This window comes from Kitasatospora sp. NPDC057518 (assembly GCF_042802075.1).
In the GTDB taxonomy this organism is placed as follows: Bacteria; Actinomycetota; Actinomycetes; order Streptomycetales; family Streptomycetaceae; genus Kitasatospora.
Window position 1 is genome coordinate 1 of the sequence record NZ_JBHVEU010000112.1, and the last position, 21,673, is coordinate 21,673.

Genomic DNA, 21,673 nt, shown 5'->3' on the forward strand with positions numbered 1-21,673 from the left:
GCCCCGGTGTTCCTCCGCCGGGGCCGTGCCGTACGCGTGCGGGCCGGTCAGCCGCAGCCGCCCGCGTGGCCGTCGTCGACGGCCCGGGCGCCGAGCCCGACCGCCGGGGCGGCCGGCGGCGGCAGCGCCCCGTCGCCGCCGGCCCGGGCCCGCAGGTGGGCGACGAAGTCCGGCAGCCGGTCCAGCCCCCAGAAGCGGTTGAAGCCCTGGACGAAGAACGGGACGCCGAACACCCCGTCGTCGCAGATGTCCTTGAGCAGCAGGGCCCCCTGCCGGCGCAGCTCCGGGTCGTCGCTCGCACCCGCCAACTCCGCCGGGTCGAGGCCCAGTTCGGCCCCGATCCCGGCGATGACGGTCCGGTCGCAGATGTCCCGGCCCTGCTCCCAGCGGGCCCGGTAGGCGGCCGCGACGAACTGCGGGCCGAGACCCCCGCGCAGGGCCCGCAGATAGGCCAGGTGGGGGACCTCCCACACCGGGTCGCGGTCCACCGGCCAGCGGAACGCGATCCCCCGCGCGGCGGTGAGGCGCCGCACGTCCTGGAGGACGTACAGGTGCTTGGCGCGGGACATCGCGGTGTACGGGAACGAGCCGCCCAGCTCGGCCAGCAGCCGCTCGCTGGTGCCGTCCGGCTCGAAGAAGGGCCGCCACTCCACCGCCCCGGCGACGTCCGGGTGCCGCTCCAGCAGCTCGCGGTAGGCGAGCCAGGAGTACGGGCTGCGCAGCGAGAAGTAGAACCGCGGAGCCCTGCCGGACCCGCTCACCTCGGGTCTCCCACAAGGCCCCGGCTTTCGAGCCGGGGAGACAGGGGTCCATCCGCCCAGGGAGTGGGGGACACTCCTTGGTTTGGAGCCGCGATACGACGGAGCGAGCTGCGCGGGTTCGGGCGGAGGTCGTTGTCAGTGGTCCTCGATAGGTTGATCGTGTGCATCTTCGGTACTCCTATCGCATCTATCCGACGGTTGGTCAGCGCGAGGCTCTGGCCCGTACGTTCGGGTGTGCGCGGGTTGTGTACAACGACGCCTTGGCGGCACGGAAGGACGCCCGCAAGAGCGGCTTTCCGTACCCTAGGAGCTCCGACCTGCAGAAGCAGGTCATCACGGCGGCGAAGGGGACACCGGAGCGCGCTTGGCTTGCTTCGGTCGGGGTGGACCCGTTGATCCAATCGCTGAGGGACCTGGATGCGGCTTACCAGAACTTCTTCGACTCCGTCTCGGGCAAGCGTGCCGGCTGCCCTGTGGGGCTTCCCCGGTTCAAGTCCCGCAAGGACAATCGGCAGTCGCTGCGGTTCACCCGCAACGGGTTCCGCATCCGGGGGAACGGGAAGCTGAACCTGGCGAAGATCGGCGACGTGCGGGTGAAGTGGTCCCGGAACCTTCCGGCCGACCCGTCGTCGGTGACGATCGTGCTCGATCCGGCCGGCCGCTACCACGCCTCGTTCGTGGTGGACGTGGAGCCAGAACCCTTGCCCGAGGTTCAGGCCGAGGTCGGCATCGACCTCGGCCTGACCACCTACGCCGTCCTCTCCGACGGCGGCGTGATCGACAACCCGCGCTTCCTGCGCAAGGCGGAGAAGAGGCTCAAGGTCGCGCAACGGGAGTTGTCCCGTAAGGCCAAGGGCAGCAAGAACCGGGAGAGGGCCCGGGTGAAGGTCGCCAGGGCGCATGCCAAGGTGGCCGACACCCGCCGGGACTGGCTGCACAAGCAGACCACCAGGATCATCCGCGAGAACCAAGCGGTATACCTGGAGGACCTGAATGTGCGCGGCCTCGCACGGGGCCGTCTGGCCAAGTCCGTTCACGACGCCGGATGGGCCGCCTTCCGGCGCCTGCTCGAAGAGAAGGCGGCCCGGTACGGGCGTACCGTCGGCATCGTGCACCGCATGTTCCCGTCGTCCCAGCTCTGCTCGCGGTGCGGACACCGCGACGGTCCCAAGCCCCTGGTGGTACGGGAGTGGGCCTGTGGTGCGTGCGGTGTGCTGCATGGTCGTGACCTCAACGCTGCTCGGAACATCCTGGCCGCCGGGCAGGCGGACAGGCTAAACGCCCCTGGAGGGCCGGTCGGTCCCGGCGTGGCAATCCCACGCCGGGCACGGCCCGTCGAACGGGGAACCCACCTCGGCGACTTGCGACCCACGGGCAACCGTGCCGCAGGCGTGGGAGGAATCCCCATTCATTAGGGTGGGGAGGATGTCAAAGCACGAGCCCGCCGTCGACGCCGAAGACCTGCCCGGTGATGTACGAGGCGCGGTCGGAGAGCAGGAAGGAGACCAGGTCGGCGACCTCCTCGGGGCGGCCGAGGCGGCCCAGCGGGATGCGTCCGGTGAGGTCGGCGCCCTCGGCGAGGGCGGAGGTCATGTCGGTCTCGATGAAGCCGGGCGCCACGGAGTTGACCCGGATGCCGCGCGGCGCGACCTCCTTGGCCAGCGCCTTGGAGAACCCGATGATCCCGGCCTTGGACGCCGAGTAGTTGGTCTGGGTGGCGTTGCCGTACACGCCGGCCACCGAGGACATCGTCACCAGGGCGCCGGCGCGGCGCTTCATCATCGCGAACACCGCCGCCCGGCAGACGTGGTACGTGCCGTCCAGGTTGACCCGCATGACGTCCTGCCAGGCCTGCTCGGTGAGCAGCACCAGCGGGTTGTCCCGGACGATGCCGGCCGAGGAGACGACCGCGTGGAGCGGCCCCAGCTCCTGCTCGGCGGCCTTGACGAAGGCCTCGGCCTGGGCGCGGTCGGCCACGTCGACCCGCTGGGCCAGCACCCGGGCGCCGGCCGCCTCGGCCTCCTTCGCGGTCTCCGCCGCGGCCTCCTCCCGGGACTGGTAGCAGAACGCCACGTCGTAGCCGTCGGCGGCGAGCCGGGCCACCACGCTGCGTCCGATGCCCCGGGACCCTCCGGTCACCAGGGCGACCCGTCGTGCGGACATCAGGACCTCCCGTCGGTCGTGCTTCCAGGGGCCCGGAGGAGTTCCGCCGGGCGCAGCGCCAGCGTCAACTGGCCGACCTCCAGCACCGGGTGGCCGTCCACGGTGCTGCGGCCGGAGGTGATGAAGGAGTCGCCGAGGGCGCGGACCATGGTGACCTCGTGCACCACGACCGAGCCGGGGCGGACCGGGCCGAGCACCCGGACGTCCCGGGTCCGGGCCAGCAGCACGACCTGCCCGTCCAGCACGTTGGCGTTCGGCCGCTCCCAACAGGACAGCAGCACCGCGCACTGCGCCCAGGACTCCAGCAGCTGGCCGAGCGGGTAGTCGTACTCCTCGTTGGCGGCGTCCTCGGGCACGTCCCGGTAGGCGGGCTCGGCGAGGGTGACCGCCTTGTACGCGACGAGCCGGCGGCCCGGTTCGATCTCGGCGATCCGGTCGACCAGCAGCGCGGGGTGGCGGTGCGGGACGACCGAGGTGATGGCGGCGATGTCCTTCACAGGGCCTCCCGGGGGTAGAACAGGGTGATCTCGGCGGCGAGTCGGTCGTCGGCGTGGACCTGGGCGCAGACCCGGGCCCCGTCGTGGTCGCGCTGGATCCGGGCGTCGACGGCGATCTCGTCGCCGGGCCGCACCGGGCTCAGGAAGCGCGCCCGGGTGAGCTCGGCCCGGCCGGGGCCGGGGACGGCGGCCGCGGCCGCCAGCTCGTGGACGTACTGCACCAGGCCGAAGCCGGGGACCACCGGCAGGCCGGGGTAGTGCCCGCGCAGGAACGGTTCGGCCGCGGTCAGCACGACGGTGCCCCGGACGTGCCGCGCCACCGGTTCGCCGGCCGCGCCGGGGGTTTCCGGGCGGCCGTCCGGCTCCGCCACGGTCAACGCTGTGAGCATCATGGTCTGTCCCTCCTCTGTGTCGGGGCTGTCCGGGCCTGCCGACCGGGCCCCGCCGGGGCCGGGCCTGCCGACCGGGCCCCGCCGTGTCCGGGCCGCCGCGGTCAGCCGCCCAGGAGCGCGCAGCCGACCGTGCCGTCCCGGTCGACGCAGGTCACCAGTGCCAGCCCGCCCTCGGGCAGCCGTCCCTCGCCGGCCGCGGCCAGCACCGCCGCCAGCTGGAGGCCGGTCGCGGCCGCCGAGGCGTCGCCGAGCAGCGGCCGGCAGCGGAGCCACTGCGGCTCCGCCCCGGCGGGCAGGGCCGCGCGCACCGCCGCCTCCTCGTCCGGTCCGCCGAGCGGGGCCGCCAGGCGTACGTCCCGGCCGTCCGCGCCGGCCTCGGCGAGCGCCGCGCGCACGCAGTCGGTCAGTGCCCCGGCGGCCTGTTCGGGCCGGTGGTAGGCGCGGAAGCGGGTGCCGAGCAGCCGTGCCAGGACCGGGCGGTGTGCCGCGCGCGCCTGCTCGGCGGACTCCAGCAGCCAGGCGACGCCGCCCTCGCCGAGCGGGGTCCGGCCGTCCTCGCCCGCGCTGTGCCACTCCAGCCAGGCGCGCTGGACCGAGTACTCCTCGGCGGCGCCGCAGAGCACCCGGTCGCAGTGCCCGCCGCGGTACAGCCGGGCGGCGTAGCCGAGGGCGAGCAGGCCGGCCGACCAGCCGCCCGCGATGGTGCTGTTGGGCCCCTTGATGCCGTGCCAGATCGCGCACTGGCCCGCGGCCCGGTTCATCACGGTGTTCGGGAACCTGGCCGGGTCGACCAGGTAGGGGCGGTCGCCGGTGAGCGAGTCCTTGGTGAAGTCCATGATGCTCTGCACGCTGCCCGAGCCGGTGCCCAGGACCAGGCCGACCCGTTCGGGGCGGTCCAGCAGGCCGGGCCCGCAGCCGTCGAGCAGGGTGCCGAAGGTGTGCACGGCGAGCGCGGTGACCCGGTCCATGGTCCTGGTGCCCTTGCGGCCGAGGGCTGCGGCGGCGCTGAAGTCCGGTACCAGGGCGGCCTGTTCGTAGGGGCCGGGGTACGCGGTGCGGTCCAGTGCGGCGACGGCGCCGGCGCCCGCGCGCAGCCCCGCGCCGAAGGCCTGCGCGCCGACCCCGAAGGGCGAGACCGCCGACCAGGCGGAGAACACCGGCTCGGGCACCGCCCGGTCCGGGCCGGCCGGCCGGGCCCGGGCCCGGCTGTCGGTCGCCGTCATGCCCGGCCCCGGCCGAGGGCCTTGCCCGCCTTGCCGGTCAGGGCGTCGGTCAGCCGGTCGTCGAAGTCGACCAGGCTCCAGTCGCGGCGGTTCTCGATCACCGCCCAGCCGTGGGTGATCCGGCCGGTGGCGGTCGGCACCAGGACGCCGTCGCGCAGCACGTAGGCGTCCATCCGCGCGGTGTAGGTCAGCCGCTTGAAGACGCTCTCGACGGTGTAGACGGTGTAGAGCGTCTCCTCCATCAGCGCCTCGTCGAGGAGGGTGATCCGGGAGTGCGGGACGACCGGGATCCAGTCCTGCTCGTCCAGCAGGGTCTTGATGGAGACGCCGCGGTCCGCCAGGAAGAGGTCGACGACCTCCTCCATCTGCCGCAGGTACCCGGACATCTGGACCCGCTCGGTGAAGTGGCAGTAGAAGTACGGCATCCGCCACGCCCAGCCGAAGGCGTTGCGGCCCGCCGTCAGCTGCTCGAGCGGGTCGGTGCCGGGCTCCAGCGGGACGGGCGCCGCGCCCGCGCCCAGCCGGTCGACGGTGAGTCCGACGAGCTCGGCGGGCGGTTCGGCGACGGCGTGGCCGCGCGGGTCGGAGCGGAGGTGGACGGTGGCCTTGGCGGCGACGGCCTTCACGGTCTCGCCGGAGCGCTCCACGGTCAGCTCCACGCCCAGGCGCAGCCCGCCGTCGTCCTGGGCGGGCAGCCGGCGCACGGTGGCCGTCACCACGTCGTCGATGTGCAGCGCGGTGAGGATCTTGGTGTCGAGATCGGTGAGGTCGACGCCCAGGCCGTACCGCTCGAAGAGCTCCCCGGGCGGGAACCCGTGCTGCCGGGCGTGGTCGTAGACCGCCTCCTCGACCAGGTAGTTGACGTGCTTGAAGCCGATCCAGGTGCAGATGTTCGAGCCCTCGTAGCGGGGGCGCAGCTGCACCCGCGTGGTCGGGTCGGCGGCGGGGGCACTGCTGGTCATGGCAACTCCTGGGGTGAGAGGGTGGTGGCGTCGGCGTGCGGCGCCCCGGGCACGGCGGCGCGCAGGAACTCGCACACCAGCCGGGTGACCAGGTCGGGCCGCTCGACCATCGGGAAGTGCCGACAGCCCGGCAGCAGTTCGTACCGCGCCCCGGGCACCCGGGCCGCGAGGGCCCGGCCGTCCTCGGGCCGGGCGGCGGTGTCCCGCTGCCCGGACAGCACGAGCAGCGGCGAGCCGACGGCGCCGAGGTCGAGCGTGGGGGAGCGCAGGTAGGCCTCGAAGAACCGCATCCAGCCGTACGGCCCGACCTGGTCGCGCAGTTGGCGCGCCATCCAGTCGCGGTGGGACCGGGCGAACCGCGCGGTCTCGCCGACCTCCAGCGCCTCCTCGAAGACGCGGTGGAAGTCGTTGAGGTAGTACGAGATCACCGACCAGTCGAAGTCCTTGGGGCTGGGCCGGTAGAAGGGGCTGATCAGCACGGTCGGCCGGGGCGCGGTGCGGCCGGCCGCGGCCGCCTCGACGACCAGGTTCGCCGCGTACGAGTGGGCCACGACGGCGTCGAAGCGCTCGTCCAGCAGCTCGACCAGGAACCGGCCGGGGTCGGGCCGGGCGCCCCAGCCGTCGCCCTCGGACTGGGCGCGCCACGGCAGTTCGACGTCCCACAGCTCGAAGGCGGCCCCGGCCCGCCGGACCAGCGGGCTCCACACCGAGGGTTTGCCGCCCAGGCCGTGCAGCAGCAGCACCCGGACCGGGTCGGGGCCCTCGGCGGCCCTGCGCAGCCGGGGGGTGGGCGCGCTCATGCGTCCGGGTGCGCTCGGTACGCGCCGAGGATGAGCACCGCGTTGTTGCCGGCGAAGGCCAGCGCGTTGTTCTGCACGATGCGCACCTCGGCGGGGCGGGCCCGGTTGGGGACGGGGTCCAGGCCGCACTCCGGGTCGGTCTGCCGGTGGTTGATCGTCGGGGGGATGAAGCCCTCCTTGATCGCCAGCGCGCAGGCGGCGGAGGCGAGGGCGCTGGCCGCGCCCATGGTGTGGCCGAGCATGGACTTGATGGAGACGGTCGGCGGCGGGGTGGCGAACACCTGCCGGATCGCGCCCGCCTCCGTCACGTCGTTGGCCTTGGTGCCGGTACCGTGCGCGGAGATGAAGTCGATGTCCTCCGGCTTCACCCCGGCGTTGCGGTGGGCCAGTTCGATGCAGGCGGCGAGGCTGTCGCGGTCCGGCGCGACCGGGTGGTGGGCGTCGCAGTTGAGCCCGTACCCGAGCACCTCGGCGTAGATCCCCGCGCCGCGGGCCAGTGCCGACTCCAGGCTCTCCATCAGCAGGATGCCGGCGCCCTCGCCGGTGAGGATGCCCTTGCGGTCGACGTCGAAGGGCTGGCTCAGCTCCGGCGCGATGGTGCCGAGCCGGTAGAAGCCGGTGAAGGTCTTGCGGCAGACCGCGTCGGCGCCGCCGGACAGGGCGACGTCCGCCTCGCCCGAGCGGATCGCGTCGAAGCCGGAGCCGATGGCGTAGTTGCCCGCGGCGCAGGCGGTCGCGATGGTGACGGCCTCCACGTCGGTGAGCTCCAGTTCGCGCACCACGCTGCTGGACAGCAGGCCGGCCGCCGAACGGCGGGCCACCACGGCGGGCAACCCTTCGGGGCCGTGGTGGAGTTGGTGCTCCGTCAGGGCGTCGAGGTCGCGCGACTCGCCGTCGGTGGTGCCGACCGAGACCAGGACGCGCCTGGCGCGGAGCTCCTCCAGGGCGAGGCCCGCGTCGGCCACCGCCATCCTCGCCGCCGCGACGGAGAACTGGCTGGCCCGGCCCAGCTCTTCGGGATCCCCGTGCTCGATCCACTGGGCCGGGTCGAAGTCGTCGATCTCGCAGCCGTTCGCGTGGGCGTAGCCCGTGGTGTCGAAGGACGTGATCGGCTTGACGCCGCTGCGGCCGCTGCGGAGCCCGCCGAGGAACTCGGCCGCCCCGGTGCCGATGCTGGTGACCGCGCCCAGCCCGGTGATGACGACCCGGCGCGGTTCCCGGTCTCCGCTGCCCACCATTGCTGACTCCGTTCTGTCGACTCGGCGCTGCGGCGGGCTACTTGGACAGGCTCTCCTGGACGACGGCGACGACACCGTCCAGGTTGACCATCCGGATCAGCTCGGCCTGGTCGATCTCGATCGAGAAGGTCCGCTCCAGCGAGGAGAGGATCTCGATGGCGCCCAGCGAGTCGGCGTTGTGGTCCTCCTTGAACCGGCTGGTGTCGGTGACCTCGTCGGCCTCCAGTTCGAGGATGTCGCAGACGATCTCCTTGATCTGGGCGCGCTGTTCGGTGGTGACGACCGCGGTGCTGGGCATTTCGCCTCCCGGTGAGGGGGTGGGTGCGACAGATGATGATCTGAATTCTTCTCGCCCGCGCTGACGGACAACTGACGTGCAACTGACGGTCGTTGATCGGCTTGACAGTGCTCGCCAACACCTGTCAGTCTCAACTTTCAGGTAGGAGGAAGAGGGTGGGGGTGCCGACAAGCGCGGAACTACTGGCCCTGCTCGCCGCCGTCGGGCACACCCAGCGCCTGCGGATCATCGGCGAACTGGCGCAGGGCCGGGTCCACGTCAGTGAGCTGGCCCGGCGGCTGGGCATGTCCAGGCCGCTGCTCTACATGCACCTGGAGCGGCTCGAACACGCCGGCCTGGTCGCCGGCGCGCTGGAGCTCTCCGATGACGGCAAGGCCATGAAGTTCTTCGAACTCACTCCGTTCGACATCCGCGTCACGGTCGACACCGTCATCGCCGCCCTCCGGGAGGACCGGGCGCAGGTCGACGGGCGCAACGCGACGCCCGAAGGCAGCGACGCCTGAACCAGGCGCCGCCCGGAGGAAGGCGCGACGCCCGAAGGAACAGAAGGGACCCTCATGAGCGGCGGCGTGATCGCCATCGTCATCACACTGATCGTCATCGGCGGGATCAGCGTCAGCATCGTCTCGTACTTCACCCTCCAGCGGCACCGCGCGGACGCCGCCGCGATGGCCGCCTACCGGCAGCTGGCCGAGGAGACGCTGACCGGACAGAAGGCGCTCCGGGGTGAACTACGGGCGCTGACCGCCAGGTTGGCATCGGTCGAGGACCTGCTGCGAAGCGTCGACGAACTCTGAACCACCCGTCCCACCCGTTCCATCCGCGCCGTCCGGCGCCATCCCGTCCCATCCGTCCTGGTCACCCACGGAGTCGCCATGACCACCGCCACCGTGCACGGCATCGACGATGCCGTGCGACTGAGGAACGTCTGCCGTGGCTACGGCAACGAGCGCAACCGGGTCGTCGCCCTCGACGACGTGTCGGTGGGCTTCGGCCGCAGCACCTTCACCGCGGTGATGGGCCCGTCCGGCTCCGGCAAGACCACGCTGCTGCAGTGCGCCGCCGGGCTGGACCGGCCGGACTCCGGCTCGGTCTCGCTGGACGGCATGGAACTCGCCGGGCTCAGCGAGAAGGAGCTCACCAGGCTCCGCCGGGACCGGATCGGCTTCATCTTCCAGGCCTTCAACCTGCTGCCCGCGCTGAGCGTGGCCGACAACGTGGCCCTGCCGCTGCGGCTGGCCGGGCGCCGACCCGGCCGGGAGAGCGTCGAGCGGGTGCTGGAGCAGGTCGGCCTCGGCTCGCGCAGCAACCACCGGCCCGGCGAGCTGTCCGGCGGCCAGCAGCAGCGGGTCGCCATCGCCCGGGCCCTGATCACCCGGCCCGCGGTGCTCTTCGGCGACGAGCCGACCGGCGCGCTGGACACCCGCACCGCGGTGGAGATCCTGCGGCTGCTGCGCCAGGCCGTCCACAACGACGGGCAGACCGCCGTCATGGTCACCCACGACCCGGTCGCCGCCTCCTACGCCGACCGGGTGCTGTTCCTGGCCGACGGGCGGATCGTCGACGAGCTGAGCGGCGCCTCGGCCGACACCATCGCCGAGCGGATGACCCGGCTCGGCGCCTGGGGCGACGGCCCGGACACCCCGGTGACGTCCGGCGCCCATGGCACCCCCGTCGCCCGCGGCGGAGAGGCGGCCCGCTGATGTTCGCCCTGGCCCTGCAGACCCTGCGGTTCCGCAGGACGAGCTTCATCGCCTCCACCGTCGCGCTGTTCTTCGGCGCGGTGATCCTCACCGCCTGCGGCGGCCTGATGGAGACCGGCATCCGCCACCGGGTGCCCCCGTTCGCGGCCGTCCCGCCGGGCACCCAGCAGGCGGCCAGCCGGCTGATCTCGATGTCCGCGGTGTTCGGCGGGATCGCCGCGATGGTCACCGTCTTCATCGTCGGCTCCACGCTGGCCCTGGTGGTCCAGCAGCGCCTCGGCGAGATGGCGCTGCTGCGCGCGATCGGCACCCTGCCCGGCCAGCTCCGCCGGATGATCGTGGTGGAGACCCTGGTCGTCGCGCTCGTCGCCGTCGCCCTCGCCCTCGTCCCGGGCTACCTCGCGGGCGGGTGGATGCTGGAGCAGATCGCGGCCAGCGGCGTGGTCACGAAGGGGATCACCTACCACGCCGGCTGGATCCCGATGGTCACCGCGGGCGGCACCTCGATGCTCGCCGCGCTGACCGCGGCCTTCATCGCCTCCCGGCGGGCGGCGCTCTCCCGGCCCGCCGACGCGCTCGCCGAGTCCCGCCTCCAGCACCACTGGCTGAGCGGCCCGCGGCTGGCCTTCGCGGTGCTCTGCCTGGCCGGCGGCACCGCGCTGGCGGTGGTCACCGGCACCGTGATGAACGGTGAGGTCGCCGCCAGTACGGCCGGCCCCTCGGCGATGCTCTGGGCGGGCGGGATCGCCCTGCTCGGCCCCGGGCTGACCAAGGTGCTCACCGGGGTGTTCCACCGCCCGCTGCGCGCGCTGTTCGGCCTGACCGGGGACCTGGCGATGGACAACGCCCGGGCCCGCCGGATCCGGATCGCGGGCGCGGTCAGCCCGGTGATGCTGGCCACCGGGCTGTCCACCGCGCTGATCTACCTCCAGACCACGCTCTCCGCCGGCCAGGGCGGCGACGGGGTCGGCGCCTGGGTGGACTACCTGCTGGCCGGCAGCATCATCGCGTACGCGGTGATCTCCCTGGTCAACACCCTGGTGGTGGCCGCCGCCGAGCGCCGCCGGGAGTTCGCCCTGCAACGGCTGGTCGGCGCCACCCCCGGCCAGATCCTGGCGATGACCGGCATCGAGTCGCTGCTCGTCACCATCGTCGGCACGGTGCTGGGCACCTTCGTCGCCGCGGCCACGCTCGCCCCCTTCCGGATGGCGCTGGACGGCTCCTGGCTGCCCCGCGGACCGGTCTGGATCTACCTCTCGATCGTCGGGTTCGTCGGGGCGCTGACCGCCCTCGCCAGTGTCTCGGCCACCGGCGCCGCCCTGCGGACGCCGCCGGCCGAGGCGCTCGCCACCCTGTGACCGGCCCCGGGCCCGGACCACTCCGGGCCCGCCCGGCCGGCCCCGCCCCACTGCACCCGGGGCGGCAGGAAGGACTCCAACTCGGCGAACTGGTCCGGGTGTCGGATGACCCACGACCAGTACCCGGGGATCGTGCGGGCGTACTCGCAGTAGTAGCGCCGGAGCGTGGTGAGCAGTCTGCGCTGGATGTCGTCGGTCACCGAGTCGCTGCGCCACACCAGCAGCATGTCGGTGCCCTCGGCGACGGAGACCGGGACGAGCCGCACCTCGCGGGTGACGCCGGTGGGCGGCGTCAGCGCGGCGGCCCGGACGTCCCGGACCCAGTTCATCGCCTCGTGGTGGCCGTCGACGTAGTGCAGCACCTCCAGGTCGGCCCGGCCGACGGCGGCGAACAGCTGCTTCTCGATCGGGTGGAACCAGTGGTCGCGGGTGTAGCGGACCCACCGCAGCGAGGCGAGCTGCGCCGGGCTCACCGCCTCCTGGCCGACCAGGTGGTGGTCGTGCGGGAGCGCCACCCAGACGGGCTCCCGCACGATCACCGTACTGGCCAGGGCGGGTTCGTCCGCCTCGGCCGAGGCGGCCAGCGCGACCCCGGGCACCATCGCGGCGTGCAGGGCGCCGCGGGACACCTGCGCGATGGCGGCGTCGGGGCTGAGCGTCTCGGTCTGCACCTCCTTGACCGGCAGCGCGGACTTGAGCGCGCTGCGCAGCGACGGCGGCGTCCACTCGGCGTTGCCGAACCGGAACACCTCCGAGAAGTGCGCGGCCGCCTCGGCGATCACCCGGTCCGCGTGCTGGACGAGTTCGGCCAGAATCGGGATGAGCCTTTCCCCCAAGGCGGTCGGAATGGTTCCGGTTCTGGTCCGTACGAACAGCTCGCCGCCCACGGCTCTTTCGATCCGCTTCAATTGTGCGGTGAGGCTCGATTGGGGAAGGCTCAATTGGGCGGCGGCTCTGGAAATGCTGCCCAGCCGGTCGATGGTGGTAACGATCTTGGCATGCCTCAACTCAACGTCCACTGGGCCCCCGTCCGCGATTCCGACTTCCTCGCGTAGCCACCAGGAAAAATCCAAGGCGGTCGCCACGCTAACAGAGTGATCCTTGACCGTCCACAGTCGGAAGCGGCGTGAACGGGCCGGAACGGGACGGGGGTCGGGAGGGGGGAATGCGCGGCGCGGCCGGTGATCGGAAACCGGTATTCCGGGATTTTCCGGAACGGGCACATGCCGAGCGGGATCAGGCCGGTACGGGTCCGGCGAAGTCGAGCACCCGCCGCGGCTCGCCGAGCAGGTCGGCCTGCCGGAGGATCGCCTGGTAGGCGTGGTGCAGCGCGCGGCCGGGCTCCAGTCCCAGGTCGTCGGCGAGCCGGCGGCGGGTGCTGTGGAAGACCTCCAGCGCCTCGGCCTGCCGGCCGTCGCGGTAGAGCGCGAGCATCAACAGCTCGCTCAGGCGCTCCCGTTCGGAGTGCTCGACGGCGAGCTGCCGCAGTTCGGACACCGGGACCCGGGCCGAGTCCACGGCGAGCTTGGCGGCGGTCAGGTCCTCGTACGCGCTGATCCGGCGCTCCTCCAGGTGCGCCGCCCGGATCCGGCAGCGCAGCCCGTCGCAGGAGTCCATCAGGGCGCCGCCGCGCCACAGGCCGAGTGCCTCCTCCAGGGTCGCGATGGCGCGGTCCGGGTCGCGCCGGGCGAGATCGCCGCCCGCGTCGGCGAGCCGCAGGAAACGGTGCGCGTCGATCGCGTCCGTCGGGACGTCGAGGAGATAGCCGCCGTTGGCGGTGCGGAGGGTTTCGTCGCCCTTGCGGCCGGTCACGGATTCCAGCAGCCGGCGCAGTCGGCCGACATTCGCCTGGAGGGCGTTGCGGGCATTGGCCATCGGCTGGTCGCCCCATAACTCGTCCACGATCTCGTCGAACGGGACCGGGATCCCCGGTGAGGTCGCCAGCAGGGTCAGCACGACGCTGGTCCGCTTCGACGCCATGGTGTAGTGCACGTTCTCGTGCGACAGGAGCAGCGGACCGAGAAGCTTGATTTCCACAGCAGCACCCCATGATTTTCCGAGCCGTCCAGGTGAGTCTGCGCGACGCCGGTGCGGACCGGGAGATACCAGCCGGGCGGGGCGGCCGGGGGCGGATGGTATGACACGCCCTGTGCATGACACCCGGAGGGGCGCCGGATCGACGGGGGAGCGATCCGGCGCCCGGCTCGGAGGCGGGGGTGCGGCCTCGCCGCGCCACCCGGGACGGGCCGACGGGGACGCACCGTGACGGCGGGCCCGTATCTGTCGACCTGTCAGAAGAATGCTACAGGTGGCGGGTTGAGCTGTCCATGGGAAGTCGGAGGTGCGGCTACGACTGCCCGGCGCCCCGGCCGTAGCGGTCCAGCTCGTGGAAGAAGCCGTCCACGACGGCGAGTTCGCCCCGCGCGGCCAGCGCGTCGTAGACGTACCGGCCGACCGCGAGGTCGAGCACGCCGAGCCCGAACGGCGAGAACACCACCGGCCGGTCGGTCGGCACCCGGACCTTTCCGGCCATCACCTCGTGGAGCGTGCCGTCGATGAAGTCCCGGTTGCCGGTGAGCTGTTCGGTCAGGTGCGGGGAGGTCTCCGCCTTCAGGCAGTGCTCGACGTCGTCCAGCACGTTGGCCGAGGCGAGCAGCACCTCGGGCGCCAGGTCGCGCAGCGAGACGTTGAGCACCACCGGGTTGTGGGAGAACCACGAGGGGTCGGTGAGGTGCGGCTTCGCGGCGACGGTCGCCAGGACCACCAGGTCCGAGGTGCGGACCAGTTCCTCGGCGCTCCCGTGCACGGTGATCCGGGGCGAGGCGCCGGCCTGCTCCCGGTCGGCCCGCTCCGGGTCCGCGCGCTCCAGGTAGGAGCGGAAGCCGGCCGCGTGCTCGGCGGACAGGTCGTGCACCCCGACCTCGTCGAACTCCCAGCCGGTGCGGGCCAGATAGGTGTGGATGTGCCGGGCGATCAGCCCGGTGCCGATGAAGCCGACCCGCCGCGGCCGGGGCCGGCCGGCGGAGAGCCGGTCGGCCGCCAGCGCGGCCGAGGCGGCGGTGCGGGCGGCGCTGATGATCGAGCTCTCCAGGCAGGCGATCGGGTAGCCGGTCGCGGGGTCGTTGAGCACCAGCACCGCGGAGGCCCGGGGGAGGCCCGCGGCCACGTTCTCCGGGAAGCTGGAGATCCACTTGATCCCGTCGACCGGCGTGCCGCCGCCCACCGAGGCCGGCAGCGCGATGATGCGCGAGGTGGGCCGGTCCGGGAAGCGCAGGAAGTACGACGGCGGGTTCACCGTGTCCCCCTCGCCGTGCACCCGGTAGGTCGCCGCGACCAGGTCGACGGTCTGCTTCTCGTTGCCGGACAGCACGCCGTGCACCTGCGCGCCGGGGACGACGGCGAACTGCGGGATCTGCCTCTGCTGCGTCATGAGTGGCTCCGTCTCGGGGGAGATCTGGCCACAGCAGTGTGGCTGACCTGCGCTGACACCGCGCTGATGACCCGTCAGGCGTTCGAATGGTCCGACAGGTACGGGTCAACCCGACCTGCGACTTTCGACCAGTGCCAAATGACCTGGTCGGACCTTACGAGGATGCCTAGAGTCACTCTCTGGTGGCGCCGCCCTCAGCTTCTACCAGCGGGGTGACGACCGACGGCGCCACCTCGGCCGGTATCCGGCACCTCCCCTGCCGGAAACACGTGGACCACCGAAGAGGAGTCACCAGTGCTCGACCGGGTTGTGATCGTAGGCGGCGGAACAGCGGGTTGGATGACGGCTTCGTACCTGAAGGCCGCGTTCGAGGACCGGGTGGACATCACCCTCGTGGAATCCGGCAACATCTCCACCGTGGGCGTCGGCGAGGCCACCTTCAGCGACATCCGCCACTTCTTCGAGTTCCTCGGACTCAAGGAGAAGGACTGGATGCCGGCCTGCAACGCGACGTACAAGCTCGCCGTCCGCTTCGAGGACTGGCGCGAGCCCGGCCACTACTTCTACCACCCGTTCGAGCAGATGCGCTCGGTCAACGGCTTCCCGCTCACCGACTGGTGGCTCAAGCAGGGGCCGACCAGCCGGTTCGACAAGGACTGCTTCGTGATGGCCTCGGTCATCGACGCCGGCCTCAGCCCCCGCCACCTCGACGGCGCCCTCATCGACCAGCCCTTCGACGAGGGCGCGGACGAGATGCAGGGCCTCACCATGTCCGAGCACCAGGGCAAGACCCAGTTCCCGTACGCCTACCAGTTCGAGGCCGCGCTGCTCGCCAAGTACCTGACGCAGTACGCCACCGACAGAGGCGTCAAGCGCATCGTCGACGACGTCCAGGACGTCCGGCTCGACGACCGCGGCTGGATCAGCGGACTGCGCACCGCCGAGCACGGCGAGCTCACCGGCGACCTCTTCATCGACTGCACCGGCTTCCGCGGGCTGCTGCTGAACAAGGCGCTGGAGGAGCCGTTCATCTCCTACCAGGACACCCTGCCCAACGACAGCGCCGTCGCCCTCCAGGTGCCGATGGACATGGCGAAGCGCGGCGTGCTGCCCTGCACCACCGCGACCGCCCAGGACGCCGGCTGGATCTGGACGATCCCGCTGATGGGCCGGGTCGGCACCGGGTACGTCTACGCGAAGGACTACCTCTCGCCGGAGGAGGCCGAGCGGACCCTGCGCGCCTTCGTCGGCCCCGCCGCCGCCGACGTCGAGGCCAACCACATCCGGATGCGGATCGGCCGCAGCCGCAACTCCTGGTCCCGCAACTGCGTGGCCGTCGGCCTCGCCAGCGGCTTCGTGGAGCCGCTGGAGTCCACCGGGATCTTCTTCATCCACCACGCCATCGAGCAACTGGTCAAGTACTTCCCGGCGCAGGACTGGAACCCGGTCCGGCGCGACCTCTACAACCGGGCCGTCGCCCACGTCATGGACGGGGTACGGGAGTTCCTGGTCCTGCACTACGTCGCCGCCAAGCGCACCGACACCCAGTACTGGCGGGACACCAAGACCCGGAAGATCCCCGACTCGCTGGCCGAGCGGCTCGAACTCTGGAAGGCCCAACTCCCGGACTCCGAAACGGTCTTCCCCTACTACCACGGCCTGCCGCCGTACTCCTACATGAGCGTCCTGCTGGGCATGGGCGGCATCGAGGTGGCGCACTCCCCGGCCCTGGACCTCTCCGACGGCGCCGCCGCGGAACGGGAGTTCGCCCAGATCCGGGAGAAGACCGAACGGCTCGTCGCGACGCTGCCCAAGGCGTACGACTACTTCGCCCGGATGCGCTGACCACGATCCCGGGAAAGGGGCCCGTTCGTCATGGACGTCCTCCAGCTCCTGACACGCGTCGTGCACGCGGCCGCCGTCCTCGGCGTCGTGCTGCTGATCGCCGTGGCGGGCAGGAGAGTCGCGCGCAGTCTCCGGCAGCCGGAGGTGATCGGGGAGATCACGGGGGGCCTGCTGGCCGGGCCCGCCGTGATCGCCCTGGCCGGCCGGCCCGCCCTCGACGCCGTGCTGCCGGGGCCGGTGTTCGACCTCGTCAAGACCGTCGCCGAGGCCGCCCTGGTGCTCTTCCTGGTCGGCCTCGCCCACAAACTGCGCCGCGGCCGGGACCGGCTGCCCCGGCGCGCCACCACCTGGATCACCGTCGGGGCGCTGGTGCCGCCGCTGGCCACCGGAGGCCTGCTGGTCGGGCTGATCGCCCTCACCGGCGACCGGGCGGCCCGCGGCGGCGCCCCGCTGCCGGCCTTCCTCCTGATGGTCGCGGTCACCATGTCCATCACCGCCGTCCCGGTGATGGCCCGCATCCTGGCCGACCGCGGGATGAGCGACGGCGTCCCGGGCCGGCTCTCGCTGGCCTCCGCCGTCGTCATCGACGCCTGCGGCTGGCTGCTGCTCTCCCTGGCGATCAGCCTGGGCGCCGGGGACCCGGCACGCTCGCTGCACTCGCTGCGCGCCCTGGCCGTCGGCGTGGTCTGCGCGCTGGCCATCCGCTACGCGCTGGGCACCCGGACCGCGTCCCGGCTCTGCGGCCGCTCGCCCCGGGTGATGGCGGTCCTGGTCGCGGTGGCCGCCCTCGCGGTGGCCTTCGCCATGAAGCACCTCGGCATGACGTCGATCCTCGGCGCGGCACTGGCCGGGCTGGCGGTCCCGCACGACGACGGCGGCCCGTGGACCCGGGTGGTGTCCACGGTCTCCCGGTCGGGGCAGTTCCTGACCCCCGCCTTCTTCGTGGTCACCGGGGTCACCGTGCTCACCGGCGCCTTCTCCGCCACCTCCGGGGTGCTGATCGCCGGCACCGTCCTGCTGGGCTTCCTCGGCAAGGGCCTCGGCGGCTACCTCGGGGCCCGGATCGGCGGCCAGCCGCCCCGGACCGCCCGGCGGATCGGCGCGCTGATGAACACCCGCGGCCTCACCGAACTGATCGTCCTCCAGGCCGGCTTCGCCTCCGGGGTGCTGCCCGCGCCGCTGGTCCTGGCCCTGGTGGTGATGGCACTGGTCACCACGGCGGCCACCGGGCCGCTGCTGGAGCTGTTCGACCGGATGGAGGGCCGCCCGGCGGCCGAGGGGATCAGCGCGACGGCCATGGCGCCGGTGGAGTCCGTCGAGACAGAAAGCGGTGCGAGATGACCGAGTACGCGGGCGACCGGGCCCGGTTACGGGCCGGGGCCTCCGGGGCGTCCGGAGCCGTGGGGACGGCGGGAGCCACCCCCGACGAGTTCCGGGCCATGATGAGCGGGTTCCCCACGGGCGTGAGCGTGGTGTCCGCCACCGGCCCCGACGGCGCCCCGAGGGGCATGACCTGCTCCGCGGTGTGCAGCGTCTCACTCGACCCGCCCACCCTCCTGGTCTGCCTGCGCGACGGCAGTCCCACGCTCGAAGCGGTCACCGACAGCGGCCTGTTCGCGGTCAACCTGCTGCACGAGGACGCCCAGGGGACCGCCGAACTGTTCGCCTCCGGCAACCCGGACCGGTTCGGCCTGCTCCCTTGGGAGCAGGCCCCGGAGGCGGCCGGCCCGCACCTGGTGCGCGACGCCCACACGGTGGCCGACTGCGACGTGGTGCTGGCCCAGCGGGTCGGCGACCACGTCACCGTCTACGGCGAGATCCGCCGGGTCGTACGGCGCCACCACCCGCGGCCGCTGCTGTACGGGCTGCGCCAGTTCCGGGCCTGGCCGCGGAGCTGATCCCGGAACGGCGGGAAGGGCGAGGACCCCCGGCACCGGACGGCGGCCGGGGGTCCAGCCCGCTGTGCCTACGAGGCGAGCAGGTGCGAGGCGCTCCGCGGCCGGGCCCCGCGGGCCGGCCGCTCGGACCGGTCGCAGCCCGTCGCCGCCGGCCGTACCGGCCCGCCGTCCAGCAGCGCCATCCCGAGCGGCGTCACCGAGTGCAGCACGGTGTTGCGCACCCGGCGGGTGGTGATCAGCCCGCTCCGGCGCAGCACCGCCGCGTGCTGGCTGGCGCTGGCCGCCGAGATGCCCAGCCGGTCGGCGAGCTGGCTGGTCGTGCAACTCGCCCGCAGCGTACGCAGGGCGGCCGCCCGGGTCTGGCCCACCAGGGCGCCGAGCGGCCGTGAGCCGCTGTCCCGCTCCTGCCACAGCTGGGCCCCCTTGCGGGCGTGCGGCGGGGCCGCGAACACCAGCACCACCTGCGCGTCCGGCCCCTCGGCGTCTATCGCCAGGCCCGGCCGGTGGTTGAGGAACACCGAGGGGGTGAGCACCAGGCCCCGGCCGCCCAGCCGGATGTCCTGGTCCGGCCCGCCGGGGATCTCCAGGACCGGCGCCCGCCAGGTCATCCGGGGGTGCGCGGTGGACAGCAGCAGCTCCACCCCGCCGGCCATCACGATCCGGCCGCGCGCCTCGCACTCGGCCACCAGGTAGGCGTGCAGGTGCTGCCAGAACGGCGCCACGGCCAGCTGCCAGGCCTCCAGCAGGCAGGCGTCCACGCCCGCTCCGGGCCGCTGCGGCAGCTCGGCGGCCTCGGACGCGTCGAACGGCCCGGACGGCTCGGGCGGCGCGTCGGGCGCCTCCGCGTACCGCAGCGCCTGCCGGAGCAGCGAGTCCACGTCGTGCTCGGGACGGCTGCGCGGGCGGGGCACCGGCCGCCGGGGGAGGCGCTCGTTCACCTGCTTTCGCCACCGGGCGTACGGCGCGCTCACGCCGCGGTCCAGCAGGTCGCAGGCGAAGGCCGATTCCACGAGCGGGCCCATGGTGCTCTTCAGTCGGGTTCTGGCGAGGTCGGCTGCGGTGAAGTGAATCCTCTGCACGATGAAGGTCCCCGTTTCCGTGTCGATGAGGGAGAAATCGACGTGGCCCGGCCGCCGCCACGCGGGCAGGCCGGGCCCTTCCTCGGATGGATCGGACGTCGCCGCTACGAGGCCCGGGCGGCGGAGGCCTCGCGCAAGCTGCGCGGGCGCATGTCGGTCCAGTTGGCCTCGACGTAGGCCAGCGCCTCCTCGCGCGGCCCCTCGGCCAGGGCCACCGTCCAGCCGTCCGGCCGCTCGGCGAACGCGGGCCACAGCGAGTGCTGGCCCTCGTCGTTCACCAGCACCAGGAAGGTCCCGTCCGCGTCGTCAAAGGGGTTCGACATGTCGCACACTCCATTCCGGGTAGGGCGCGGTGCGGCCCTCGGGTCATCGGCGCACGCGGGACAACCGGGTGGGCCCGCTCCGCACATGCTCCCTCGGCTCGCTGACATGGTGCTGACCGCACCCTGATGGGGCTCCGGCGAGCCCGCCGGAACCCGGGAGGAGCGGTGAACTCTCCTTGGTCACAACGAATATGACACAACGTCCGCTCCGATACCGGCGTTCCGCACCGTTGCGGCCGGCGGCGCGGAGCCCGGCCGGGGGAGCCGTTGCGGCCGACGTCCCGGACGGGCGCCCGCACGGACGTGCCCCCGAACGGACGGCCCCCGCACGGACGTGCCCTACCATGGCCCCGTGTTCCTCTTCCGTGACTAGGGCCCCGCGCGGCGACCGCACCCCGGTGGTGCGGTCCTTCGGCGTCCCGGTCCACCGGCGCGCGGCGCGCGCCAGCTCCAGAGGAACCCCTCCATGTCTTCGTCCTACGCGACGGTCCTGCGCACCCCCGGCGCGGTCCGGCTCTTCAGCGCGGCCCTGACCGGCCGCCTCTCCTACGGTGTCGTCCCGCTCTCGCTCCTGCTGGCCGTCACCGCCACGACCGGCTCGTACGCCCGGGCCGGCTGGCTGACGGCGCTGTTCGCCGCCTCCAACGTGCTGCTCTCACCCGCCCGGGCCGGGCTGGTCGACCGCCACGGCCCGCGCCGGACACTGCCGCCGATGGCGGCCGGGTACGCGCTGGTGCTGCTCGGCCTGGCCGCCGCCACCTGGCGCCCCGGCGTCCCGTACCCCGTCCTGCTCGCCCTCGCCGTGGCGGCCGGCGTGCTCGCGCCACCCCTCGGCCCGGTCACCCGGGCGCGGTGGAGCGCCCTGCTGTCCGATCCCGGGCTGCGCCGCCGGGCCTACAGTCTGGACACCGTCGCCGAGGAACTCCTGTACGTCACCGGCCCGTTGCTGGCCGGGGTGATCGCGGCGACGGCCCGCCCGGCGCTCGGACTGGTGCTGGGCGCCGCCCTCGTCCTGACCGGTTCCCTCGCCCTGGCCGCCTCGGTCCGCGGTGTCGGGCCGGACCGCGCCGAGGCCGACTCCGCCGCCACCGGCGGCCGTTCGCGCCCCTGGCGGCCGCCGGCCCGGACCGGCCTGCCGCTCGCCGCGGCTGCCGGGGCCGGGGCCGGACTCGGTGCGTTCGCCCTGCTGACGGTGGTCTTCGCCCGGCGGCACGGGCAGGCGGCCGACGCCGCCTGGGTGGAGGCGGCGCTGGCGGCCGGGAGCGCGACCGGCGGCCTCGCCCTCGGCGCCCTCGACTGGCGGGCCCCGGCCCGGCGGCGGCTCGCCGTCCTCACCGCGGCCTTCGCCGGCGCTCTGACCCTGACCGCCCTCGCCCCGACGGTCCCGCTCCTCGCGGCCGTCGCCGCCCTGGCCGGCCTCACCGTGGCCCCGACCCTCACCACCGCCTACCTGCTCGCCGACGAACTCGCCGAGCCCGGCCACCGGACGCGCGCCGGCGCCTGGGTCAACACGTGCTTCAACGCGGGCAGTTCGGGCGGCACCGCGCTGGCCGGCCTGCTCGCCGACCACCTGCCGCTGCCCCTCTGCCTCGCCCTCGCCGCCACCCCGGCCCTGGCCGCCCTCAGCACCGCCCGGCCCCGTCCCACCACCCCGCCCGATCGCCTGCCCGCCTGATGCCGGGCCACCGCGCGGGCGGCAGCAC

The 21,673-nt window shown here is 73.2% G+C and carries 23 protein-coding genes and 1 pseudogene; 9 read left to right on the plus strand and 15 right to left on the minus strand.

The window, feature by feature from the left end; translation table 11 throughout:
* Positions 1-47: 47 nt before the first annotated feature.
* Positions 48-761: a 2-hydroxychromene-2-carboxylate isomerase gene (locus ACFU7Z_RS14275; protein WP_117487106.1), complete on the minus strand. Its 714-nt coding sequence runs from the start codon at positions 759-761 to the stop codon at positions 48-50.
* A 161-nt stretch (positions 762-922) separates the two neighbouring features.
* Here ACFU7Z_RS14275 and ACFU7Z_RS14280 point away from each other — a divergent pair, with 161 nt between their 5' ends.
* Complete coding sequence (locus ACFU7Z_RS14280; RefSeq protein WP_380777695.1) at positions 923-2,176, plus strand: RNA-guided endonuclease InsQ/TnpB family protein; 1,254 nt, start codon at positions 923-925, stop codon at positions 2,174-2,176.
* Positions 2,177-2,189: 13 nt separating this feature from the next.
* Here the strand turns inward: ACFU7Z_RS14280 and fabG are convergent, their stop codons facing one another.
* The 8 genes from fabG to ACFU7Z_RS14320 form a co-directional block, all read right to left on the minus strand.
* On the minus strand, positions 2,190-2,924 hold the full coding sequence (gene fabG / locus ACFU7Z_RS14285; RefSeq protein WP_380777696.1) for a 3-oxoacyl-[acyl-carrier-protein] reductase: 735 nt from the start codon (positions 2,922-2,924) through the stop codon (positions 2,190-2,192).
* Complete coding sequence (locus tag ACFU7Z_RS14290; protein ID WP_049655093.1) at positions 2,924-3,421, minus strand: 3-hydroxyacyl-ACP dehydratase FabZ family protein; 498 nt, start codon at positions 3,419-3,421, stop codon at positions 2,924-2,926. Before ACFU7Z_RS14290 ends, fabG begins: the two co-directional genes overlap by 1 nt.
* A complete protein-coding gene (locus ACFU7Z_RS14295) occupies positions 3,418-3,813 on the minus strand; it encodes a hypothetical protein (RefSeq protein WP_380777697.1) in 396 nt (131 codons plus the stop codon). Before ACFU7Z_RS14295 ends, ACFU7Z_RS14290 begins: the two co-directional genes overlap by 4 nt.
* Positions 3,814-3,914: 101 nt before the next feature.
* Positions 3,915-5,036: a beta-ketoacyl synthase N-terminal-like domain-containing protein gene (locus tag ACFU7Z_RS14300; RefSeq protein WP_198959343.1), complete on the minus strand. Its 1,122-nt coding sequence runs from the start codon at positions 5,034-5,036 to the stop codon at positions 3,915-3,917.
* Positions 5,033-5,998 (minus strand): hypothetical protein, encoded by a 966-nt coding sequence (locus tag ACFU7Z_RS14305; protein WP_380777698.1) that lies wholly within the window; start codon positions 5,996-5,998, stop codon positions 5,033-5,035. The genes ACFU7Z_RS14300 and ACFU7Z_RS14305 overlap by 4 nt, the downstream gene beginning before the upstream one ends.
* Positions 5,995-6,798, minus strand: coding sequence for an alpha/beta fold hydrolase (locus ACFU7Z_RS14310; RefSeq protein ID WP_380777699.1), 804 nt, complete (start codon positions 6,796-6,798; stop codon positions 5,995-5,997). Before ACFU7Z_RS14310 ends, ACFU7Z_RS14305 begins: the two co-directional genes overlap by 4 nt.
* A complete protein-coding gene (locus ACFU7Z_RS14315; protein WP_049652156.1) occupies positions 6,795-8,036 on the minus strand; it encodes a beta-ketoacyl synthase in 1,242 nt (413 codons plus the stop codon). The genes ACFU7Z_RS14310 and ACFU7Z_RS14315 overlap by 4 nt, the downstream gene beginning before the upstream one ends.
* 37 nt (positions 8,037-8,073) lie before the next feature.
* Positions 8,074-8,334: an acyl carrier protein gene (locus ACFU7Z_RS14320; protein ID WP_049652157.1), complete on the minus strand. Its 261-nt coding sequence runs from the start codon at positions 8,332-8,334 to the stop codon at positions 8,074-8,076.
* A 161-nt stretch (positions 8,335-8,495) separates the two neighbouring features.
* Between ACFU7Z_RS14320 and ACFU7Z_RS14325 the strand changes: the two genes are divergently transcribed.
* The 4 genes from ACFU7Z_RS14325 (at position 8,496) to ACFU7Z_RS14340 (ending at position 11,395) form a co-directional block, all read left to right on the plus strand.
* Complete coding sequence (locus ACFU7Z_RS14325; protein ID WP_049652158.1) at positions 8,496-8,837, plus strand: winged helix-turn-helix domain-containing protein; 342 nt, start codon at positions 8,496-8,498, stop codon at positions 8,835-8,837.
* Positions 8,838-8,891: 54 nt separating this feature from the next.
* Positions 8,892-9,131 (plus strand): hypothetical protein, encoded by a 240-nt coding sequence (locus tag ACFU7Z_RS14330; protein WP_049652159.1) that lies wholly within the window; start codon positions 8,892-8,894, stop codon positions 9,129-9,131.
* A 78-nt stretch (positions 9,132-9,209) separates the two neighbouring features.
* Positions 9,210-10,037 carry an ABC transporter ATP-binding protein gene (locus tag ACFU7Z_RS14335; protein ID WP_074002441.1) on the plus strand — a complete coding sequence of 276 codons (828 nt, stop codon included), beginning with the start codon at positions 9,210-9,212 and terminating at the stop codon, positions 10,035-10,037.
* Positions 10,037-11,395 carry an FtsX-like permease family protein gene (locus ACFU7Z_RS14340; RefSeq protein ID WP_380777700.1) on the plus strand — a complete coding sequence of 453 codons (1,359 nt, stop codon included), beginning with the start codon at positions 10,037-10,039 and terminating at the stop codon, positions 11,393-11,395. Before ACFU7Z_RS14335 ends, ACFU7Z_RS14340 begins: the two co-directional genes overlap by 1 nt.
* On the opposite strand, the gene ACFU7Z_RS14345 is transcribed toward ACFU7Z_RS14340, so the two are convergent.
* The 4 genes and pseudogenes from ACFU7Z_RS14345 to sbnB all read right to left on the minus strand — a co-directional run bounded on the left by ACFU7Z_RS14345 (position 11,287) and on the right by sbnB (position 14,825).
* On the minus strand, positions 11,287-12,231 hold the full coding sequence (locus tag ACFU7Z_RS14345; protein ID WP_234348408.1) for a substrate-binding domain-containing protein: 945 nt from the start codon (positions 12,229-12,231) through the stop codon (positions 11,287-11,289). The genes ACFU7Z_RS14340 and ACFU7Z_RS14345 overlap by 109 nt on opposite strands.
* A gap of 3 nt (positions 12,232-12,234) precedes the next feature.
* Positions 12,235-12,618: pseudogene (locus tag ACFU7Z_RS14350) on the minus strand (LysR family transcriptional regulator); the annotation flags it as partial.
* Positions 12,619-12,631: 13 nt separating this feature from the next.
* Complete coding sequence (locus ACFU7Z_RS14355; RefSeq protein ID WP_234348407.1) at positions 12,632-13,432, minus strand: AfsR/SARP family transcriptional regulator; 801 nt, start codon at positions 13,430-13,432, stop codon at positions 12,632-12,634.
* Between the two features lie 310 nt (positions 13,433-13,742).
* Complete coding sequence (gene sbnB / locus ACFU7Z_RS14360; RefSeq protein WP_380777701.1) at positions 13,743-14,825, minus strand: 2,3-diaminopropionate biosynthesis protein SbnB; 1,083 nt, start codon at positions 14,823-14,825, stop codon at positions 13,743-13,745.
* 294 nt (positions 14,826-15,119) lie between these two features.
* On the opposite strand from sbnB, the gene ACFU7Z_RS14365 reads away from it, so the two are divergent.
* Genes ACFU7Z_RS14365 through ACFU7Z_RS14375 form a run of 3 tightly spaced genes read left to right on the plus strand, consistent with a single transcriptional unit; the run spans position 15,120 to position 18,568 of the window.
* The gene (locus ACFU7Z_RS14365) at positions 15,120-16,670 is read left to right on the plus strand and encodes a tryptophan halogenase family protein (protein WP_074002444.1); all 1,551 of its coding nucleotides are present in this window, start codon (positions 15,120-15,122) and stop codon (positions 16,668-16,670) included.
* 30 nt (positions 16,671-16,700) lie between these two features.
* Positions 16,701-18,011 carry a cation:proton antiporter gene (locus tag ACFU7Z_RS14370; protein ID WP_380777702.1) on the plus strand — a complete coding sequence of 437 codons (1,311 nt, stop codon included), beginning with the start codon at positions 16,701-16,703 and terminating at the stop codon, positions 18,009-18,011.
* Positions 18,008-18,568 (plus strand): flavin reductase family protein, encoded by a 561-nt coding sequence (locus ACFU7Z_RS14375; RefSeq protein ID WP_380777703.1) that lies wholly within the window; start codon positions 18,008-18,010, stop codon positions 18,566-18,568. The genes ACFU7Z_RS14370 and ACFU7Z_RS14375 overlap by 4 nt, the downstream gene beginning before the upstream one ends.
* 68 nt (positions 18,569-18,636) lie before the next feature.
* Here the strand turns inward: ACFU7Z_RS14375 and ACFU7Z_RS14380 are convergent, their stop codons facing one another.
* Positions 18,637-19,647: an ArsR family transcriptional regulator gene (locus tag ACFU7Z_RS14380; RefSeq protein WP_117487099.1), complete on the minus strand. Its 1,011-nt coding sequence runs from the start codon at positions 19,645-19,647 to the stop codon at positions 18,637-18,639.
* 104 nt (positions 19,648-19,751) lie between these two features.
* Positions 19,752-19,970, minus strand: coding sequence for an MbtH family protein (locus ACFU7Z_RS14385; protein ID WP_117487098.1), 219 nt, complete (start codon positions 19,968-19,970; stop codon positions 19,752-19,754).
* A gap of 466 nt (positions 19,971-20,436) precedes the next feature.
* Here ACFU7Z_RS14385 and ACFU7Z_RS14390 point away from each other — a divergent pair, with 466 nt between their 5' ends.
* Positions 20,437-21,645: an MFS transporter gene (locus ACFU7Z_RS14390; protein ID WP_380777704.1), complete on the plus strand. Its 1,209-nt coding sequence runs from the start codon at positions 20,437-20,439 to the stop codon at positions 21,643-21,645.
* Positions 21,646-21,673 lie beyond the last annotated feature (28 nt).

Bases quoted from the DNA above. Each gene is read 5' to 3' on its own strand.
- fabG (WP_380777696.1), bottom strand. From the start codon at position 2,924: ATGTCCGCACGACGGGTCGCCCTGGTGACCGGAGGGTCCCGGGGCATC.
- ACFU7Z_RS14295 (WP_380777697.1), bottom strand. From the start codon at position 3,813: ATGATGCTCACAGCGTTGACCGTGGCGGAGCCGGACGGCCGCCCGGAA.
- ACFU7Z_RS14300 (WP_198959343.1), bottom strand. From the start codon at position 5,036: ATGACGGCGACCGACAGCCGGGCCCGGGCCCGGCCGGCCGGCCCGGAC.
- ACFU7Z_RS14305 (WP_380777698.1), bottom strand. From the start codon at position 5,998: ATGACCAGCAGTGCCCCCGCCGCCGACCCGACCACGCGGGTGCAGCTG.
- ACFU7Z_RS14310 (WP_380777699.1), bottom strand. From the start codon at position 6,798: ATGAGCGCGCCCACCCCCCGGCTGCGCAGGGCCGCCGAGGGCCCCGAC.
- ACFU7Z_RS14315 (WP_049652156.1), bottom strand. From the start codon at position 8,036: ATGGTGGGCAGCGGAGACCGGGAACCGCGCCGGGTCGTCATCACCGGG.
- ACFU7Z_RS14320 (WP_049652157.1), bottom strand. From the start codon at position 8,334: ATGCCCAGCACCGCGGTCGTCACCACCGAACAGCGCGCCCAGATCAAG.
- ACFU7Z_RS14330 (WP_049652159.1), top strand. From the start codon at position 8,892: ATGAGCGGCGGCGTGATCGCCATCGTCATCACACTGATCGTCATCGGC.
- ACFU7Z_RS14335 (WP_074002441.1), top strand. From the start codon at position 9,210: ATGACCACCGCCACCGTGCACGGCATCGACGATGCCGTGCGACTGAGG.
- ACFU7Z_RS14340 (WP_380777700.1), top strand. From the start codon at position 10,037: ATGTTCGCCCTGGCCCTGCAGACCCTGCGGTTCCGCAGGACGAGCTTC.
- sbnB (WP_380777701.1), bottom strand. From the start codon at position 14,825: ATGACGCAGCAGAGGCAGATCCCGCAGTTCGCCGTCGTCCCCGGCGCG.
- ACFU7Z_RS14370 (WP_380777702.1), top strand. From the start codon at position 16,701: ATGGACGTCCTCCAGCTCCTGACACGCGTCGTGCACGCGGCCGCCGTC.
- ACFU7Z_RS14375 (WP_380777703.1), top strand. From the start codon at position 18,008: ATGACCGAGTACGCGGGCGACCGGGCCCGGTTACGGGCCGGGGCCTCC.
- ACFU7Z_RS14385 (WP_117487098.1), bottom strand. From the start codon at position 19,970: ATGTCGAACCCCTTTGACGACGCGGACGGGACCTTCCTGGTGCTGGTG.
- ACFU7Z_RS14390 (WP_380777704.1), top strand. From the start codon at position 20,437: ATGTCTTCGTCCTACGCGACGGTCCTGCGCACCCCCGGCGCGGTCCGG.